Annotated in this window: 9 protein-coding genes and 1 tRNA gene; 3 read left to right on the forward strand and 7 right to left on the reverse strand. The window is 43.5% G+C overall.

The window, feature by feature from the left end; genetic code table 11:
- Window positions 1–2 precede the first annotated feature (2 nt).
- Window positions 3–1,556 (reverse strand): ATP-binding protein, encoded by a 1,554-nt coding sequence (locus tag HMPREF9009_RS05935; protein WP_049701698.1) that lies wholly within the window; start codon window positions 1,554–1,556, stop codon window positions 3–5.
- A gap of 190 nt (window positions 1,557–1,746) precedes the next feature.
- Between HMPREF9009_RS05935 and HMPREF9009_RS05940 the strand changes: the two genes are divergently transcribed.
- The 3 genes from HMPREF9009_RS05940 (at window position 1,747) to HMPREF9009_RS05950 (ending at window position 8,573) form a co-directional block, all read left to right on the forward strand.
- Window positions 1,747–3,321, forward strand: coding sequence for an ATP-binding protein (locus HMPREF9009_RS05940; protein ID WP_004313876.1), 1,575 nt, complete (start codon window positions 1,747–1,749; stop codon window positions 3,319–3,321).
- 1,939 nt (window positions 3,322–5,260) lie between these two features.
- Window positions 5,261–5,710, forward strand: coding sequence for a hypothetical protein (locus HMPREF9009_RS05945; protein WP_049701699.1), 450 nt, complete (start codon window positions 5,261–5,263; stop codon window positions 5,708–5,710).
- Window positions 5,711–6,011: 301 nt separating this feature from the next.
- The gene (locus HMPREF9009_RS05950; protein ID WP_049701700.1) at window positions 6,012–8,573 is read left to right on the forward strand and encodes an outer membrane beta-barrel family protein; all 2,562 of its coding nucleotides are present in this window, start codon (window positions 6,012–6,014) and stop codon (window positions 8,571–8,573) included.
- A gap of 27 nt (window positions 8,574–8,600) precedes the next feature.
- Here HMPREF9009_RS05950 and HMPREF9009_RS05955 read toward each other — a convergent pair whose 3' ends face one another.
- The 6 genes from HMPREF9009_RS05955 to HMPREF9009_RS05980 all read right to left on the reverse strand — a co-directional run bounded on the left by HMPREF9009_RS05955 (window position 8,601) and on the right by HMPREF9009_RS05980 (window position 18,417).
- Window positions 8,601–10,004 carry a glucoamylase family protein gene (locus HMPREF9009_RS05955; RefSeq protein ID WP_157446468.1) on the reverse strand — a complete coding sequence of 468 codons (1,404 nt, stop codon included), beginning with the start codon at window positions 10,002–10,004 and terminating at the stop codon, window positions 8,601–8,603.
- Between the two features lie 18 nt (window positions 10,005–10,022).
- Window positions 10,023–12,332 carry a beta-glucosidase BglX gene (bglX, locus tag HMPREF9009_RS05960; protein WP_049701702.1) on the reverse strand — a complete coding sequence of 770 codons (2,310 nt, stop codon included), beginning with the start codon at window positions 12,330–12,332 and terminating at the stop codon, window positions 10,023–10,025.
- A gap of 142 nt (window positions 12,333–12,474) precedes the next feature.
- The gene (locus tag HMPREF9009_RS05965) at window positions 12,475–14,007 is read right to left on the reverse strand and encodes a RagB/SusD family nutrient uptake outer membrane protein (RefSeq protein WP_049701703.1); all 1,533 of its coding nucleotides are present in this window, start codon (window positions 14,005–14,007) and stop codon (window positions 12,475–12,477) included.
- Window positions 14,008–14,071: 64 nt separating this feature from the next.
- On the reverse strand, window positions 14,072–17,137 hold the full coding sequence (locus HMPREF9009_RS05970; RefSeq protein ID WP_149941782.1) for a SusC/RagA family TonB-linked outer membrane protein: 3,066 nt from the start codon (window positions 17,135–17,137) through the stop codon (window positions 14,072–14,074).
- 247 nt (window positions 17,138–17,384) lie between these two features.
- On the reverse strand, window positions 17,385–18,275 hold the full coding sequence (locus tag HMPREF9009_RS05975; protein ID WP_049701704.1) for a carbohydrate kinase family protein: 891 nt from the start codon (window positions 18,273–18,275) through the stop codon (window positions 17,385–17,387).
- A 60-nt stretch (window positions 18,276–18,335) separates the two neighbouring features.
- Window positions 18,336–18,417: transfer RNA gene (locus tag HMPREF9009_RS05980), tRNA-Leu, on the reverse strand.
- Between the last annotated feature and the right edge of the window lie 3 nt (window positions 18,418–18,420).

Raw genomic sequence — 18,420 nt, forward strand, 5'->3', positions numbered from 1 at the left:
CTTCAGAATTCTACCACCCATTTTTCGATATTACGGGTCTTCTCACTGAAGTTAATCCCTATCTTGAATAGTTTCCGTCCATCCGCTTCGAAAGGCAGCGCATAGCGTTTGTCATTAATTTGCTGTAAAGCCTCTTCTGCTGTTCCGTTTAGCTTGAATTCCATAATATAAATGAATTTGTCTGTTTGCAGAATGAGATCTACGCGTCCGTTATTGGTGTGGTATTCCACTTTGGTATAGAAACCAACCAATTTGAAAACAATGAAAAGCACGTTCTCATAATGTAGTTCCTGCTCCCGGATTACTTCGTAAGTCGTATCGGCAAAGAAACTCTGCAGGCGGTGGAAGAAAGAATCATAATCTCCCGTTTCTACTTCACGGACGAATTTTTGAACTTCAAATGGGGATTCCACCTTATTCACATTCGCGTAAAAAGGAAGCAGAAAGCGAATGAATCCTTCTTCTACTTCACGGTTGGGGAAACCTAAACGGTATATGCCAAAACGTTCGTCATATCCTTTAATGGTGAGGTATCCGCTTTGGTAAATCACTGGAATCGGGTTGGTTGATTCGGAGTCGATGCTATTCAGTACTTGTGCATCAGTTTCTTCGTGTGCCATCCGTTCCAGATCATAATGATGCTTTTTTAGTAACTTAACCAGATAGGTAGGTGTCCCCGTCTCAAACCAATAACTGCCGAATTCTTTATATTTGAAAGCGTTGAGCAGACTAAACGGATTATATATACCGATAGAATTATGTGTAAAATGATAGCCATCATAATATTCTTTTAGTTTTGTACAGAGTTTGTCATACGACAAACTTTGCGTCTCTGCAAACTCATGAAGTTCGATATCTAAGTTTTCATGAAGCTCCTGATCGCTGACACCGCAGATTTCAATATAATCTTTTCGCATTGAGATGTCATCCAAATTATTCAAGTCGCTAAACACACTGACTTTGCCGAACTTTGTAACGCCGGTCAAGAACGCGAACTTTATATAGCCATCCATTGTTTTGAGTGCCCCATAGAATGGTTTTAAGGTATTCCGGAATTGTTTTTGCAACTCTTCATTGCCGATAGCTTGTAACATGGGTTTGTCGTATTCATCTACCAAAATAACTACGCGTTGTCCTGCCTGCTTGCAGGCGCGTTCTATGATACCGGCAAAACGCAAAGAAAATGAGCGTTCGGATGGCTCGGCACCATAGAGCTTTTCCCATGCAGTCAACGATTTTTCGAGTATATTATCCAGACTTTCCGGCGTATCATATTTTTCGATATTAAGGTCCAGATGTAGTATCGGATATTTAATCCAATCCTTTTCCAACCTTTCTACAGCCAGTCCTGTAAACAGTTCTTTTTTTCCTTGAAAATAGGCTTCAAGAGTAGAGATGAGCAGACTCTTTCCGAAGCGGCGCGGGCGGCTTAAGAAATAGTAACTACCGGTTTTTACCATTTGATACATCAATGCCGTTTTATCAATATATAAATAGCCGTCATTACGAATCTTTTCGAAATTCTGTATGCCGATGGGATAAATTTTAGTGCTCATATACTCCGGTTTTATAAATCAATTACACAAAGGTAATAAATTTCCGGGTACTTCATTGCTTTTAAAAAGAGGAAAGTATAAGTATAGTTGCTTTTAACTGAATGGAGTGTAGAAAACAGTACGTACTGTTTGAAGTCTATATTTTAATGCCTATATTTGTCTACATTTCAATTTTATAAGAATAGGCATTATGGATACTACTGATACTACTTTCAGAATATACCCGATAGGGATACAGAATTTTGAAGACTTACGCAATAATAACAACGTTTATGTAGATAAGACGGAGTTGATTTATCGTTTGGCTAATACCAATAAGGTTTATTTTTTGAGTCGTCCCCGTCGTTTTGGAAAAAGTTTGCTGGTGTCCACTCTTGATGCTTATTTTCGGGGGAAGAAGGACTTGTTTCAAGGTTTGGCAATGGAGCGTTTGGAGAAAGAGTGGAATGTCTATCCGGTGTTGCACCTTGATTTCAGTATGACAAAGTACACAGCACTTTCCGACCTTTTGGGACAGTTGAATCTGAACCTATACGATTGGGAAAAACTCTATGGAAAGGAAGAAGTAGAAGGTACGCCTGCGGAACGTTTCCGGGGAGTGATTCGTCGTGCTTATGAACAGACGGGCAAACCGGTAGTAGTACTTATCGACGAATACGATGCTCCTTTATTAGACAGTAACCATTTGCCGGAACTGCAAAATGAACTTCGAGAAGAAATGCGGAAATTCTTTAGTCCCTTGAAAGCGCAAGGAGAATATCTTCGTTTCCTTTTCCTGACAGGTATTAGCAAATTCAGTCAAATGAGTATTTTCAGTGAACTGAATAATTTGCAGAATATCAGCATGAGAGATGATTATAGTGCTATCTGTGGCATAACCGAACGGGAATTGCGTACACAATTGAAAACTGATATTGAAATGATGGCACAGGCTAATAATGAAACCTACGAGGAGGCTTGTACGCATTTGAAGCAGCAGTATGACGGGTATCATTTTAGTGAGAACTGCGAAGACATTTACAATCCATTCAGTTTGTTCAATGCTTTTGCACAGAAGAAATATGCCAATTTCTGGTTTTCTACCGGGACACCTACTTTTTTAATTAATATATTGCAGCAGAGTAATTTTGATATTCGCGAATTGGATGGTGCAACGGCTACTGCAGAACAGTTTGATGCGCCAACGAGTGTTATTACCGATCCTCTTCCTGTACTTTATCAAAGCGGCTATCTTACCATCAAGGGATATGATCCGGAGTTCCAACTCTACACATTGGCTTATCCTAACAAAGAAGTGCGGAAAGGATTCATAGAATCTCTTATGCCCGCGTATGTGCATTTACCTGCCCGTGAGAATACCTTTTATGTAGTCTCTTTTATCAAGGATTTGCGTGCCGGAAAACTGACCGAATGTCTGGAGAGAATAAGGTCTTTCTTTGCTTCAATTCCCAATGATTTGGAAAATAAGCAGGAAAAACATTATCAGACAATTTTCTATTTGTTGTTCCGTTTGATGGGGCAGTATGTAGATACAGAGGTGAAAAGTGCAATCGGACGGGCAGACGTGGTAGTAAAGATGCAAGATGCCATTTATGTCTTTGAATTTAAGGTAGATGGAACTCCGGAGGAAGCACTGGAGCAAATAAATAGTAAGGGGTATATTATTCCTTATCAGCCTGATCATCGGAAAGTTGTAAAAGTAGGAGTTAACTTCGATAGTGCGACAAGAAGTATTGGTGATTGGAAAATTGTAGAGGAAGTATAATTCTTTCTCTCCCTATTGATTTTGTCAATACCTCTTTCAACCTATCACCATCGTTCTGAAACTCTTTATTCATCGTATTTACAGAGTGGTGATAGATTGAAAGAGGATTTTTATTTTTATGTATGAGAGAGCTTGCTGGCGCAGTCTGAAAATTGGGGGATTTGATTCAGGATAATCACTCCTTAAAAATAGATTTATTTGGTGCAGAAATGAGCTAAATGATAATTTTGCGGAGTGCCCTGAAAGAGCTTAATTATATAGCGTAGGGCAACGCCCTACGTAAAAACGACAATCTGAATTTGCGCCCTGAAAGGGCATAATTGTATACAGTTCCGCCCTTTCAGGGCTTGTGGCTGGTGTGTTTTTTTCGTAGGGCGTTGCCCTACGCTATATAATTAAGCCCTTTCAGGGCACCCCAATAAATATATAATTGTAAGGCTTTCAGCCTAGCCGATAAATTCTCATTTAACCGATAAATTCCCATTTAATAAAGAACTGTACTGAAATGAGTTAAACGGTGCGCTAATGAATGGGTCAAAGGTGAGGGTTGGTGAGGGTAGATTTATAACTTTCGTATTTTTTTTTATAGATAAAAAAGGAGATAGTATAGAAAATAATAAAATAAAAGGTTATAAATCTACCCTCACCAACCCTCACCTTTGACCCATATCTTATAATAAAAAGATAACGGGGAATCTTAAAAACTCAATCATCTTTTTCAGATTTACCACAACGTTTCCAGAATACTCCATTATTTTATTCAAAACGGTACGGAAATGAGTAAAATCGTGTGGAAATGAGCTGAAATATAATCTCACAACACTTTACTAGAGATTTAAAAAGTGAAAATTTGCTGTCATCTGTCACCTGTTTGTGTTTAAATGTCTAATTACAAATATATTATGATGTGACAGCAGTGTGTGACAACACGGTGATAGCACTTTTGCTGTCACCGTTTCTTTTCCTTCTCTCTTTCTTAAGAATCACAACTTACATCGTTCATATTTCTTAGCCGTAAGGAAGTATTTGCTTTCCCGCCTTAGAAACTCCAGTTTCAAGCCTTGAAACCCTAGTGTCGCACGTTTGAAACTAAAGTTTCACTATCCTTGAAACTATTGTTTCTCACCTATGAAACTCTAGTTTCTCCTTGCTGAAACTAAAGTTTCAAGTTAGAGAAACTAACTTAGAACTTTCTTCGGTGATAACAAAGATGCTGTCACCGTGTTGTCACAGGTTGCCGTCACATTATAGTGCGTTTATAATCAGATGTTTAAATGCAAACAGGTGACAGATGACAGCAAATTTTCACTTTTTAAATCTCTAGTGAAATATTGTGAGATCATATTTCGGCTCAAATCAGTGCAGGAATGAATCAAATTTTAGGGATATGGCTGTCCTGAACCAAATCCTCCAAGAATTACAATTGAGTCGGCTTGTTGAATATACATAACTTCCAGCATTTATTTCCATATTTCCACCACATTTAAAAAAATATGTATATCTTTGTCATACGCTTTCTGCTCATCAGCGTGATGAAATTAGCGGGAGGCGCTATATATTACTTAAATTAGGAATATGTAAGTGTTATCTCTCGGAATCAGAATCTAGCGATTTAAACCAAGGAGAGATGATGCGACAGATATTCCACGTTAACGGCTTATATCAACATATCCGTAAAAGATGTGTTATATATAAACGATTGACGTGGGTGTCTGTTGTCATTATTATCTTTTGGGAGGGTTTCGCTAGGCCTTGATTCCGGATAATGGTGCAACAGCATTCACGTCTTTTTTGTGTCCGGTCGGTTATGATTACCCCAAAAGTCTAACCTAAACAATTCCCCGTCCGCCCGAAATACAGAAAACGTGAATGCCCGTTGCTCCACATAAACAAAATAATACTCCATTTTTATTGTGGAACACATTAAAACAAAAGCATTATGCCAAAATGGATTAGCGTAGAAGAAGCGGCGGCCAAGTATGGAATCAACAAAGAAGTAATTTGGCTTTGGGCGGATATGAAAAGATTCCCGATGTCGTATGAGAAAGGTATCACCACTGTTGATGAAGAAAGCCTTATCGGATTCCTGCATCAGAATAAGGATCGAGTTACAGCCGAGTATATCGACACATTGGAAGACCTATGTATTGAAAAAGCAAATATCTGTAACTTATATGCTGAAATTATTGGCTATCAAGACAAAGAACTCTTGTATCAAAGAGAGCAAATAGCTCGAATGAAAGAGATACAAACAGCTATGAAAAGGCAAAACAGCCGGCTTCGGGATTGTGAGAAAGTGTTCACGAAATATGAAGAGAACTTTAGTACTTGCTGGGTTGGAAGAATCTGCGCTCACTTAAGGCGGCTGATATGGTTGATACGACGGTAAATACCATTCTATCTTCTTTTAAATAAGGAATAACCGATACCGTTGAGCGGAAATGTCTAAAAGTACTCTTGAATAGAAAATTTAAAGATGCCCATGAATAGATATATTTAAAGATATCCCTAAACAGAAATGTTTAAAAATACTAGAAATATACTGTAGTAAGATTTTTTATCCATTCGTTTTATATTCTTAACTCCGAAAAATTCGTAAGTGTAGATAAACCAACTACTTTTGGCTCTCGAATTTGCAGCATTTTTGAATGTCTTGCGTCTAATAAACATAAACTAATATATTTCTAGTCATGAAACACAGACTGTTACTACTAATTCTATTCGTATTTGCTATCTCCGTGGCGGGGTGGGCACAAAAATCCACAGCTCCTTCTTATACAGTCAAAGGAGTACTTATTGATTCTTTAACACAAGAGGGAGAACCGTATGCTACCATCAAAATAGCAAAGAAAACTGCTCCGGATAAAGCAGTCAAGATGGCGGTGACTGGGGCGAATGGTAAATTTCAGGAGAAACTGAATGTCGCTGCGGGCAATTACATCATCACCATTTCTTCGATTGGTAAAGCACCGATAGTAAAGGAATTTACTCTAAAACCGTCCGTGAAGGAGGTTGACTTGGGCACAATGATTTCTTCAGAAGCCAATAACGTATTGAAAGGAGTGGAGGTAGTTGCACAAAAACCTTTGGTAAAGGTAGATGTGGATAAGATTGAATATAATATTGAAGATGATCCGGACTCAAAATCAAACAGTATATTGGAGATGCTTCGGAAAGTGCCTTTGGTAACGGTGGATGGAGAAGACAATGTACAGGTGAACGGCAGTAGCAGTTTCAAGATACATGTAAATGGAAAGCCCAATAATATGATGAGTAATAATCCGAAGGAAGTACTGAAAAGTATGCCGGCAAACACGATCAAATATATTGAGGTGATAACTTCACCGGGAGCTAAATATGATGCGGAAGGTATCGGAGGTATTCTGAATATCGTCACAGTAGGTTCCGGATTTGAAGGCTACACGGCTACTTTCAGAGGAAATGCTAATAATAACGGAGTAGGTGCCGGCACTTACGCAATGGTGAAACAAGGTAAACTGACTGTTTCTGCCAACTATAACTACAATTATAATAATAGCCCGCGCAGCTATTCCGACAGTTACCGCGAAAACTACGAACCGGATAAGGAGAATGAAAAATATCTGGAATCGGAAAGTAGCTCCAAGTCGAAAGGGAATTTCCAATATGGCAATTTGGAAGCCAGTTACGAGATTGATACGTTGAGGTTGCTGACCGTGGCTTTCGGAATGTACGGCAGCAGTGACAAAAGTAACAGTGACGGAAATACGATTATGCACGGAGCTGACCGACAGGATTTTGCGTACCGTTATAGAACCGACAATCATGGAAAAGGGTCATGGTATTCTATCAACGGAAATATAGACTATCAACGTACTTCCCGAAAAAATAAAGAACGAATGATTACGCTTTCTTATAAAATCAATTCCCAACCCCAAACGAATGATTCATATAATACTTATCTGGATATCGAGCCTGATGAGAATAAACTGGATATCATCAAAGAATTGTCATTAAAGAATTTCCATTCGGACGGAAAGACAAATACGATGGAGCAGACTTTCCAAGTGGACTATACTACTCCGATTGGAAAGCTGCATACAATTGAAACCGGTGCCAAATATATTTTCCGACGTAACTCCAGTGATAATCGGTTTTATGAAGCCGAGGGAGCAAGTGAAAACTATGCATATAATGAGAATCGTAGTAGCGAGTACCGTCATTTGAATCATATTCTCTCTGCTTATGCCGGATATACGCTGAAATACAAGGGATTTACTTTCAAACCGGGATTGCGTTATGAGCAAACCATACAAGAGGTGAAGTATCTGGTGGGTCCGGGTGAGAACTTTGATTCGAATTTTAGTGATCTGGTTCCTTCCGTTTCCTTGGGAATAAAACTAGGAAAGACGCAGAATTTGCGTGGTGGATATAATATGCGTATCTGGCGTCCGGGTATCTGGAATTTGAATCCTTATTTCGATAATCAGAATCCGATGTTTATCAGTCAGGGAAATCCGAACCTGAAGAGTGAGAAGAGTCATTCGTTCGACTTGTCTTACAGCAGTTTTACGTCCAAGTTCAACATCAATCTTTCTTTGCGTCATTCTTTCAATAACAACGGAATTGAAAGAATCAGCCGCTTGATTACTGATAAAGACGGAGAAATCTTTGAAGGCGGGCATAAAGCTCCCTACGGTGCACTGTATAGCACATACGGTAATATCGGAAAGAGCCGGGAAACAGGATTGAACTTTTATTTGAACTGGAATGCTTCTCCTAAAACGAGAATTTACGTCAATGGACGTGGCAATTATAGCGATTTGCGGAGTCCTGCCCAAGAGCTGCATAATTATGGATGGAATGCTTCTGCTTATGGAGGAATTCAGCAGACCTTACCGGGAAAAGTTCGTTTGAGCCTGAACGGCGGAGGTAGCACACCCCGAATCAGTTTGCAGGGAAAAGGTTCAGGATATAGTTATTATAGTTTGGGATTGAGCCGTTCTTTCCTGAAAGAAGAACGTCTTTCTTTGAATATTTATTGCAGCAATGTTCTGGAGAAATACAGAACTTACAATAATCACACAGAAGGAGCTAACTTTATTTCGAAGAGTTCGAGCAAATATCCGAGCCGGTATTACGGTTTCAGTATTAGCTATCGGCTTGGAGAGTTGAAAGCCAGTGTGAAGAAAGCCGCACGAAGCATCGACAATGACGATGTGAAAGGTGGTGGCGGAGGAGGTGGAAACACCGGTGGTGGAGGTGGCCAGTAGACCACTTCCGCACACCGGGATTCCCTCTTATTTCTGTCTCACGTCTTGCTTGTTGGTGTTAAAACCAAGTTTGGTTAATCCGGCCTGTACGTCGGGATGGCTCATGAAAAGGTTCCATAATAATCCGGTCCGGTAGTTTTCGATCATGACAGCAATAGGACCCTGGTCGATAGCCAGATAACGTTGCGGATACCAATTGTCCGTTTCGCTGAAAGCATCGTAGAATCCGAAAGGACCGAACACTTTATCTCCCATACCATATAGATGGCGCATCACTTGCATGGAATATTCCGGTGTATAGACAATGGATGAAAGTGCGGCGGTAGGGGAGATCACTCCTTTGTCCTCCTGCTCATTGGGCGAATGAGCCGCATATCCATCGACGGAGTAGCTGGCAGTCAGTCCCCAACAATCCGGTCCGAAACCTTTGTAATGTTTAGGGTTGCGGATGCAGTAAGCACGGTTCACCAGTGTCAGGTTGCGCATTTCGTGGAAGTAACTGGGGCAGTATTCATCTTTTAGTCCCACTGGATCAAGTCCGAGGAAAGAGTATTGAGCCCAGAAAAGCGGTCCGGCTTCGGTGCCCTGATAGCGGAGGTGCAACTCGATTCCTTCCACTTTATGCGGAGAAACGATGGCTCCGTTCTGTGCCCAACCGTCATGATAGACAGCCGCAGGTACTCCGTGTGTAGGAGAAGCGGCGGCAAGAATATACATAATCATACATTCGTTGTAGCCGTGTACAGGGAAATTCATTTCCCAGCCATACGTCGGACTCCAATGCCAGTAAAGAACGTTTTGCCCGCCTTGCCGATACCAGTTCCAGTCGACATCCCGCCAAATCTGGTCGATCCGTTGGGCGAGGGCTTTCTCTTTCTCGTTTCCGTTGACGTAATATTGGTGTACGGCCAGTAGCCCTTGGATGAGGAAAGCGGTCTCTACCAGATCGCCACCATTGTCTTTCTGACCGAATGGTTTCACCTTGCCCGTATCACCATACCACCAATGAGGGTAGGCTCCATGGAAACGGTCTGCCTTTTCGAGGAAAGAAACGATGCGTTCCATTCGTGCCAGTCCCTCTTCGCGGGTGACGTAACCGCGGTCGATTCCCGTAAGGATAGCCATGATGCCGAAGCCGCTGCCGCCGGAAGTGACTACGTTGGCATCGTTTTCTGGATAAACGCCGTCCACATGATAACGTTCGGGAGCCAAGCCGCTATTCGGCTCGGCACCTTCCCAGAAATAGAGGAAAGTCCGTCGCTGGACGGTATCCATCAGGGCGTCGTCCGATAACGAGTCGGTGGCTGCGGAAAGGTTGTTGCTTTTGCTTTTCCCTTTACAGCTCTGGAAAGTCAGGGCAACGGCGGATAGAAATAGTAACATGAGTGGAAGTGCACTCATTTCTATTATTCTTTTATATTTATCGTTCATAATCAAGGTGATAAAAGTTTAGTTTAACGTGAACTTCGCGGTTCTCACATCACGGCTGTTCGTACCGATCATCACTTCAAAGTCGCCCGGTTCGGCAACCAGTTGCAAGTCATAATTATAGTATCGAAGCATTTCCGGAGCAATCTTGAAACGGACAATCTTCATTTCTCCCGGTTCCAGGAATATCTTTTGGAAACCTTTCAGCTCTTTGACGGGACGGGTACTGCTACCCACAACGTCGCGGATATAAAGCTGTACCACTTCCGATCCGGGCCATGTTCCGGTATTGGTAACCTCCACTGCCGCGGTCAACGAACCGTTCATGTCCATGGAAGAATGACTCAAGTCGATGTCACTGTAAGAGAACGTCGTATAAGAAAGGCCGTAACCGAACGGATAAAGCGGATCATTGTCCACATCGAGATAGTTGCTGCGGAATTTCTCGAACCATTTGCCATCTTTCAATGGGCGTCCGGTATTTTTGTGCGCATAATAAAGAGGTATCTGGCCGACATTCTTCGGGAAAGTCATAGTCAGTTTACCACCCGGATTGACGTAACCGAAGAGGGCGTCACCAATGGCATAAGCGGCTTCACTACCTCCGAACCATACATTCAGAATGGCAGGCACATGCTCCTGTTCCCAATTCAGCGTAAGCGGACGTCCGGTGAATAACACCAGTACCACCGGTTTGCCTGTCTTTAAAAGTTCTTTCAACAGATTCTGTTGTACGTCGGGAATATTCAAGTCTGTACGACTGCTGCTTTCACCGCTCATTTCAGAAGATTCGCCTAGCGCTGCGATGATGATATCCGACCGACGGGCTACGTTCAATGCTTCGTCCAACAACTGCTGGTCGGTGCGGTTGTCACGGTTCAGGGAACGGCCGAACATCGTTGCCCGTTCTTCGTAACTTGCATCACTAATCAGGTTGCTTCCTTTAGCGTACATGATATTCGCTTTTCCGGCTGTCATCTCTTTCAATCCTTCTACCAAAGAAGGGCAACGGTCGAGCACAGCTGCTACGCTCCATGTACCCGGCATATTGCTACGGCTGTTTGCCAACGGACCGATTACTGCAATATTTCCTTTTGGGTTGAAAGGCAACAACGGATTTCCGTTCGGATTACCGTCGGGACTGTCATTCTTCAGAAGAACGAAACTTTCTGCTGCAATTCTGCGGGCTGCATCACGATGGACTTTGGTAAAGATGTCGCGTGCCGGACGTTTCGGATCGCAATATTTATAAGGATTATCAAACAATCCCAGTTTATATTTGGCTTCCAGAATACGACGGCAAGCCGTATTCAATGTTTCCATAGAGACTTTTCCTTCCTGAACGGATTTCTTCAGTGTCCCTACAAAACCTTCGCTTACCATATCCATATCCACTCCGGCATTGATGGCACGGGCGGATACTGTCTGAAGATCGCCGATACCGTGGTCGATCATTTCTGAAATGCCGGTATAATCAGTTACCACAAAACCGTTGAATCCCCACTGTCCGCGGAGAATATCCGTCATCAGCCATTTATTGGCAGTGGCCGGAATACCGTCTACTTCATTAAAAGAAGCCATCACGCTACCTACACCCGCTTCAACGGCTGCTTCATACGGTAGCATATAATCATTGAACATTCGTTGGCGGCTCATATCCACGGTGTTATAGTCGCGGCCGGCTTCGCCTGCCCCATATAGCGCAAAGTGTTTTACGCAGGCCATGATTTCGTCATTCCGTTCCATGTTTTTCCCCTGATAGCCGCGCACCATCGCTTCGGCAATCATGGCACCGAGAAACGGGTCTTCGCCACTACCTTCGGATACGCGTCCCCAACGAGGGTCGCGTGAAATATCCACCATCGGGCTGAAAGTCCATGAGATTCCATCGGCACTTGCCTCTACGGCTGCAATGCGGGCAGACTCTTCAATGGCTGTCATGTCCCAGGTGCAAGACAAACCGAGCGGGATAGGGAACATCGTTTCGTATCCGTGAATAACGTCCATCCCGAACAATAACGGAATACCCAGCCGGGAATCTTCCACAGCTTGTTTCTGTACTTCACGTATTTTCTCTACTCCTTTCAGATTGAACAATCCTCCCACTTCGCCTTTCTTGATTTTTGCGGCGATGTCGCTGCTTTTAGCTTGTCCCGTAGTGATCTCTCCGGTGACGGGAAGGTTTAACTGTCCGATTTTTTCTTCCAGCGTCATTTTATTCATCAATACGTCGATGAAACGATCCATATCCTGTGGCGACTTTTGTGCCGACGCGGTTAGAAAACCTGCGGCAAACAACAGGACGGATAGTCTTAACTTTTTGTATATCATATTATTATAGTTACTTTTATCTCTATTCATATAAAGTCCTCCTGATGCGTTGAATGTTCGGCACCGAGGAGGACATTGTTCGACACCGAGGAACAGTAGTTTCGGCACCGAGGAAACAACCGTTCGGCACCGAGGAACTTTCTTATTGGTAGTCGGGGTTCTGTACTAACACTCCCTTAGACTTGTCGATCTCTGTCTGCGGCAGTGGAAGCAGTGCGTTTTTGTCCTGATAATTGGTTTTACCGGCTGCGTGCAACACTTCTTTTGCAATGCCCCAACGAACGAGGTCATAGAAACGGTCGAATTCCAACCCTAATTCCACACGGCGTTCGTGGCGGATGGCTTCACGCAATTCTCCCTGATCGGTAGTCGTCACTTTAGGTAATATATTGCTGTTGGTGCCTCTGGCGCGTGCGCGTACTTGTTCCAAATAGTCGATTGCTTCACCCGGAATACCTTTTTCATTAGCTGATTCGGCTCCCATCAGCAGTACATCTGCGTAGCGGATCAGACGAATGTTTACCCAGAATCCTTTGTTGGTATATTCTTTACGCAAAGCCGGGTCGGTATAGGCTTTCTTGTTAAAGTAAGCACCCATTGCCGGAGAGACCGGAGATTCGCCGTATGGCTCGTTGGTGTTTTCCGGAGTGATAGGCTCGCTGTCCGAGTGGCGGAAGTAGAGTAGGGTGGAGTTTTTGCGTGGATCACCCTGTTCGTAGGCTTGCGCCATATATTCTGTTGCCATGTGCCATCCCCAGCCCAAGTCCCATTGACCTGCTCCGCGCACACCCTGTACTTCACAGAACTGGCTACCGATAACATCGCTTTGAGGAAGGGCGGCAGTGGCTGTACATTGCAACTCGAATATGGAACCTCCGTTATTTTCACCATCATCCGTGAAAATCTCATTATACGGAGTCTTTAAGTTGTAGAGCCCCTTTTTGATGACATCGGTGGAGGCTGTGTACATATTGTTCCAGTCGTTGCGCATCATATAAGTACGCGCGTGTAAGGAACGGGCAGCTCCCCAAGTCAGTCGTCCGGTGTATTCGCTACTCCATGTTTCCGGCAATGACTCTTCTGCTGTTTTCAGGTCCTTGTCAATCTGCTCATAGATTTTATCAGCGGTTGTCTTCGGGATATTGGCTTCCGAAGCGTCGTTGATTTTGTAAGTCACCAAAGGAACTTCGCCGAAAGCTCTTACCAGATTGAAGTAACAATAAGCGCGGAAGAAAGAGGCTTCTCCTTTGTTGATAATATCTTCAGCTTCTGTCTGTCCGGCTGTCTCTTTCTCTGCAATAGCGGTAAGGATGTCATTACATTGGTAAATGATGGCATAATTCCTTCCCCAATAAGCACCCAGCAGGCCGTTGGTCGGTGTGTATACGAAGTCGTCGTACATTTCGGCCACGTCAGAACCGTCACTGGAAATACTTCCTTTTTCCGAGTCTTCGGAACGGAAACAGTGGATGGCAAGCGCAGGAGGTCCGGCAGTGACATCATAGTTACGCATCAGCGTATACACATTATAAATCTTACCGTTGACCAGTGCGTTCGGATTATCATCTTCCGTGAACTGTCCTTGCGGACTACGATCCAGAAAGTCACTACAACTACCTAGAAATAATGTAGTTGAAGTAATAAGGGTTGCAAATATATATTTATTCAGTTTCATATAATGATAGTTTTAAAGATTAAAGTTGTGTTCCGCATGGAAAACTGGCAGTGGCACCTTGTCACTAGAATGTTAGGTTGATACCGAAGGTATAGACTGCAGGTACAGGATAACTGCCGTTATCTACTCCGAATGCGGTGGCAGTTCCTCCAAGTTCGGGAGTATATCCGGTGTTATGTTTCCATGTCTTCAAGTTCTGTATGTTGACATAGACTTTCAGAGCTTGCAGACGTATTTTGGCAATTAAGCTCTTGTCGAACGTATACGCTAACTGTACATTACGGATACGGAAGAATTTGCCGTCCTCAATGTAATAGTCGGAGTTGAGGTTGTTGATGGAATGTTTGGTGTTCAGCAACGGTTGGGTGTTGGACGTACCTTCTCCGTGCCAGCGGTCCAAGCGTTGTTCCAGGTAGTTGAACTGGGCAAAATTGTAGTTATCCCATGTACGGAAAATCTTGTTTCCGCCTTGTCCCATCATGTCGATGCCTAACGACCAATTCTTGTAGTCTACTCCGAGGGAAAAACCGTAAGTGACCTTTGGAGTCGGGTTGCCTATCATGGTACGGTCTTCCGGGGTGATTTCTCCGTCACCGTTCACATCGGCGAATTTCAGGTCACCGGGGGTAACGGTAGCCAGTGTATTTTTGGGTGATGCGTCAATATCTGCTTGTGACTGATAAACGCCTGCCACTTTGTAACCATAGAAATATCCGATAGGATAACCTGCCATTGTGTAACTTTGCTGCTTATCTCCGGCAATGATGGAATATCCTTCCTGAACAAGACTTTTTACCTCATTCTTGATAGTAGTCAGGTTGGCACTGACGGAATATCCCCAGTCACCAATCTGATCGCGCCAGGTTACAGCCATTTCCACTCCTTTATTCTGAATCTCTCCCAAGTTTCCGATACCGGGGATAGTTCCGGAAATCCCGGGAACTTCGGCTAACAAATCTTTGGTATTCTTCTTATAGTAAACACCCTCAAAATGCAAGCGGTTGCGAAGCAGGTTCGTTTCAAATCCGGCTTCCCAGGCTTCTACTTTTTCCCAACGCAGGTTAGGATTAGGAAGATAGGCAAGCTGGTATCCGGGATAAATGATGGACGGTTTACCGAATACGGCCGAATAAGCATTGGTCAATAAGGGTTCGGCAGGATAGGCTTTATCCAGGTTCTGGTTTCCTAACGTACCGTAAGATGCTTTGATTTTCAACATATCCAGCCATTTGATGTCTTTCATAAATTCTTCTTCGGACATCAACCAACCTCCACCCAGCGAGAAGAAGTTCTGCCATTCATTTCCTGTATAGGAGAAAGCGGAAGAACCATCCCGGCGGAAAGAACCGTTGAACAAGTATTTGCCTTTATAGTTGTAGATCACGCGTGCAAGTACGGATAATGTACTGCGTTCCCATTGAGTACTTCCATTGGTAGCGGTAGCTGCATCGCCGATGCTGACAAACCATTTGTCCGGATTATCCGGAATAACCAGTCCGACCCCCTGCTTGCGTGCTCCGTCCAATCGGCTCAACGAATTATAATAGGTAGTAAAACCGGCGGTAGCTGTCAGGTTATGATTTCCATTATCAAAGCTGTTGGTGTATGTCAACAGGTAGTCGCTCTGAACTTTTGTTTCATTCTCTTTAAACTGGCTGACCTCGGTCTTGCCTGTTCCCAAAGTAGAGATCCCTCCGTTGACAGTGGCATCGTATACTTTTACGATCGGTGTATACGTCCGTCCGTTGTTCGACGCATAATCCATGGAGAACATCGCTTTGAACGTGAAATGTTTCAGGAAGTCTACCTCACCATAAATGTTACCGGATGCCCGGTAGTTCTCCGCTTTGGTAGTATTCGCTTTCAATTCGACGTCTACCATCGGGTTGTTGATCTGCGCTTTCTGGAATTCGGGCAGAGCCGTATATAATCCGTATTCGTTGTTATACACCGGAGCGATAGGAGTTGCACGCAGGGCATTCAATACCTGTTTGGAATCAGCAGGAAGCATACGTGCACCGTTGAATTGGAAACCGACTTTCAAAAAGTCCGTAATCTTATAATCATTACTTGCGTTGATGGTTACCTTACTGAATTTCTCATGCTCGATGTTGCCTTGTTCGTAAGAATAGCCTACACCCAGATAGAAACTATGTTTGGGCGAAGCCCCTGTAATACTGATGTTATTGTTTGTAATGAAAGCAGTCTGGAAAATTTCGTCTTGCCAGTCGGTATTGGCATCCCAGCCGGTATAATCGAAAGGGTCATCTTTCTGATTGGCGAGCTGTTCGTTATATAGTTCCTTGAATTGTGAACCATTCACCAGTTTCACTTTATCCACTACTTTCTTGAAACCGAAAGAAGTATTAATATTGACCAGTGTCTGTCCCTCTTTGGCTTTCTTTGTGGTAATGATGATAACACCATTCGCACCGCGAACACCGAAGATAGCCAGAGATGACGGGTCTTTCAGGATTTCCATAGATTCGATGTCCTCCGGATTCAGGAAATTGATGTTGTCATTGAATAATCCGTCGACAATGTACAGCGGTTTATATCCGTTGATGGAGTTTGTTCCGCGAATACGGATTTCCGGGTCCGATCCGGCTCGTCCGGAGTTTACAATCTGCACACCTGCCACTTTCCCCTGAAGGGAAGATAGCGGATTCATTGCCGGTTTGTTGGCTAACTCTTCTCCTTTGATATTGGTGATAGAACCTGTCAAGTCTCTTTTCTTTGCACTACCGTATCCGATAACGACTGTTTCGGCTAGTACTTGTGAATCTTCTTTTAAAGTGACATTGATGACGTTCTGTGTCCCCACTTTAATGGTTTGCGAAGTCATCCCCACGTATGAAAATGCCAGTACGTCCTCCGGAGTGACAGAGATTGAATATTTACCGTCCATGTCCGTGATGGTTCCGGTGGAAGTTCCTTGTACGAGTACCGATGCGCCGATCAATGGTTCATTGGCAGCGTCCGTCACTGTTCCTGTCACCGTCTTTGTCTGTGCAAAGGCTGATGCAGAGGCCAGTAGCAGGCAAACAAGCGTCATGATGCTCTTTGACCTGATGGCTTTTTTCTGAAGATGTTGTAAAAGTCTAGTCCTCATTGCATTAAATTTTTCCATTTGTTATTATTTAGGTTGAAGTCTTTTTTCTGCCGTCTTTTGGCAAGAGTAACAAAGGAAACAAACGAAATTCAAAAAAGATTTTGGAAAAAAGAGGGAATGGTTGATTTTAACACTAAAAGAGAGGTGACTGTTGAAAAAAGTCAGGCACGAACCGGTGTTGTTCGTGCCTGAATAATGGGATGAGGATTACCCGTCGGGGGAGGTATATCCTATATATACGCTGTTCGTTTTATGATTTCCTGTTTTAAAACATCTGTTCCGCAGTGGTCATACATTGAATGACATCTTCTTTGCTGCCATTGAAAGGACCTGATTTCTCTATTTTTAAAGTTGACATGGCTGCTGCAAAACGTCCTGCTTCTTCGATGCCGGCACCCGATACCCGTTGGTATAGATACCCGATGGTGTAAGTGTCTCCACACCCTGTTGCATCTACCACTTCTTTGGGTTTATATGCCGGAATACGATAGAAGTCTTTTCTGTCGAAAATAAGTGATCCCATGCTTCCCAAGGTGACAAGCACTTCTTTCACGCCCCATTCATATAATTGACGGGCAGCTTCATGCGGATCGGAAAGACCTGTCAGCACTTCCATCTCGTGCTCGTTGACTTTCAGGAAATGGATATATTGCAGAGCCTCCCGCTTATCTATCCAATCCACCGGATAGACGTGGGTGTCACGCACTTCACGTAAATAGCCTTGTGAGTCTACTGCAATCAACCCTTTTTGAGATAGTTCTTTGATTACTTCCAACGAGAAGTCGTCTGCCAGCAGAGAGCCGAGATGGTAGATTTGCGCATCTATATCTTTCAGCTGACCGGCAGTGAACGGATCGGCTTTCGCTAATACACGTTGAGTACGGTCGTCCGGATTGGCGCCATAGATATTCTCGAAGTATACGGAATATTTGCTTGGCAGGGCGGTTACATGAATACCCATTTCACGTAGTTGCTCCACGACGTTCATTTCAGTGGCACCAACTGCTGTTACTAAAGCGTAATCGATGTCGTTAAAATGGCGGATGGCATGTGAACAATAAAAAGCCGTTCCTCCCGGCATATAGACAGTGTTTTGGGGAGTGACTACTTTGTCTAAAGTGATGTGACCGATGCAGCAAAGTTGATGTTTATTCATGTCTAACCAATTAAAAAGCCTCCAAGATAGTATCTTGAAGGCTTCTAGTTTATTTTTTTGTGCGGATGATAGGACTCGAACCTACACGCCTCACGGCACCAGATCCTAAGTCTGGCGCGGCTACCAATTACGCCACATCCGCATG

The organism is Bacteroides sp. 3_1_13, assembly GCF_001185845.1.
In the GTDB taxonomy this organism is placed as follows: domain Bacteria; phylum Bacteroidota; class Bacteroidia; order Bacteroidales; family Bacteroidaceae; genus Bacteroides; species Bacteroides xylanisolvens.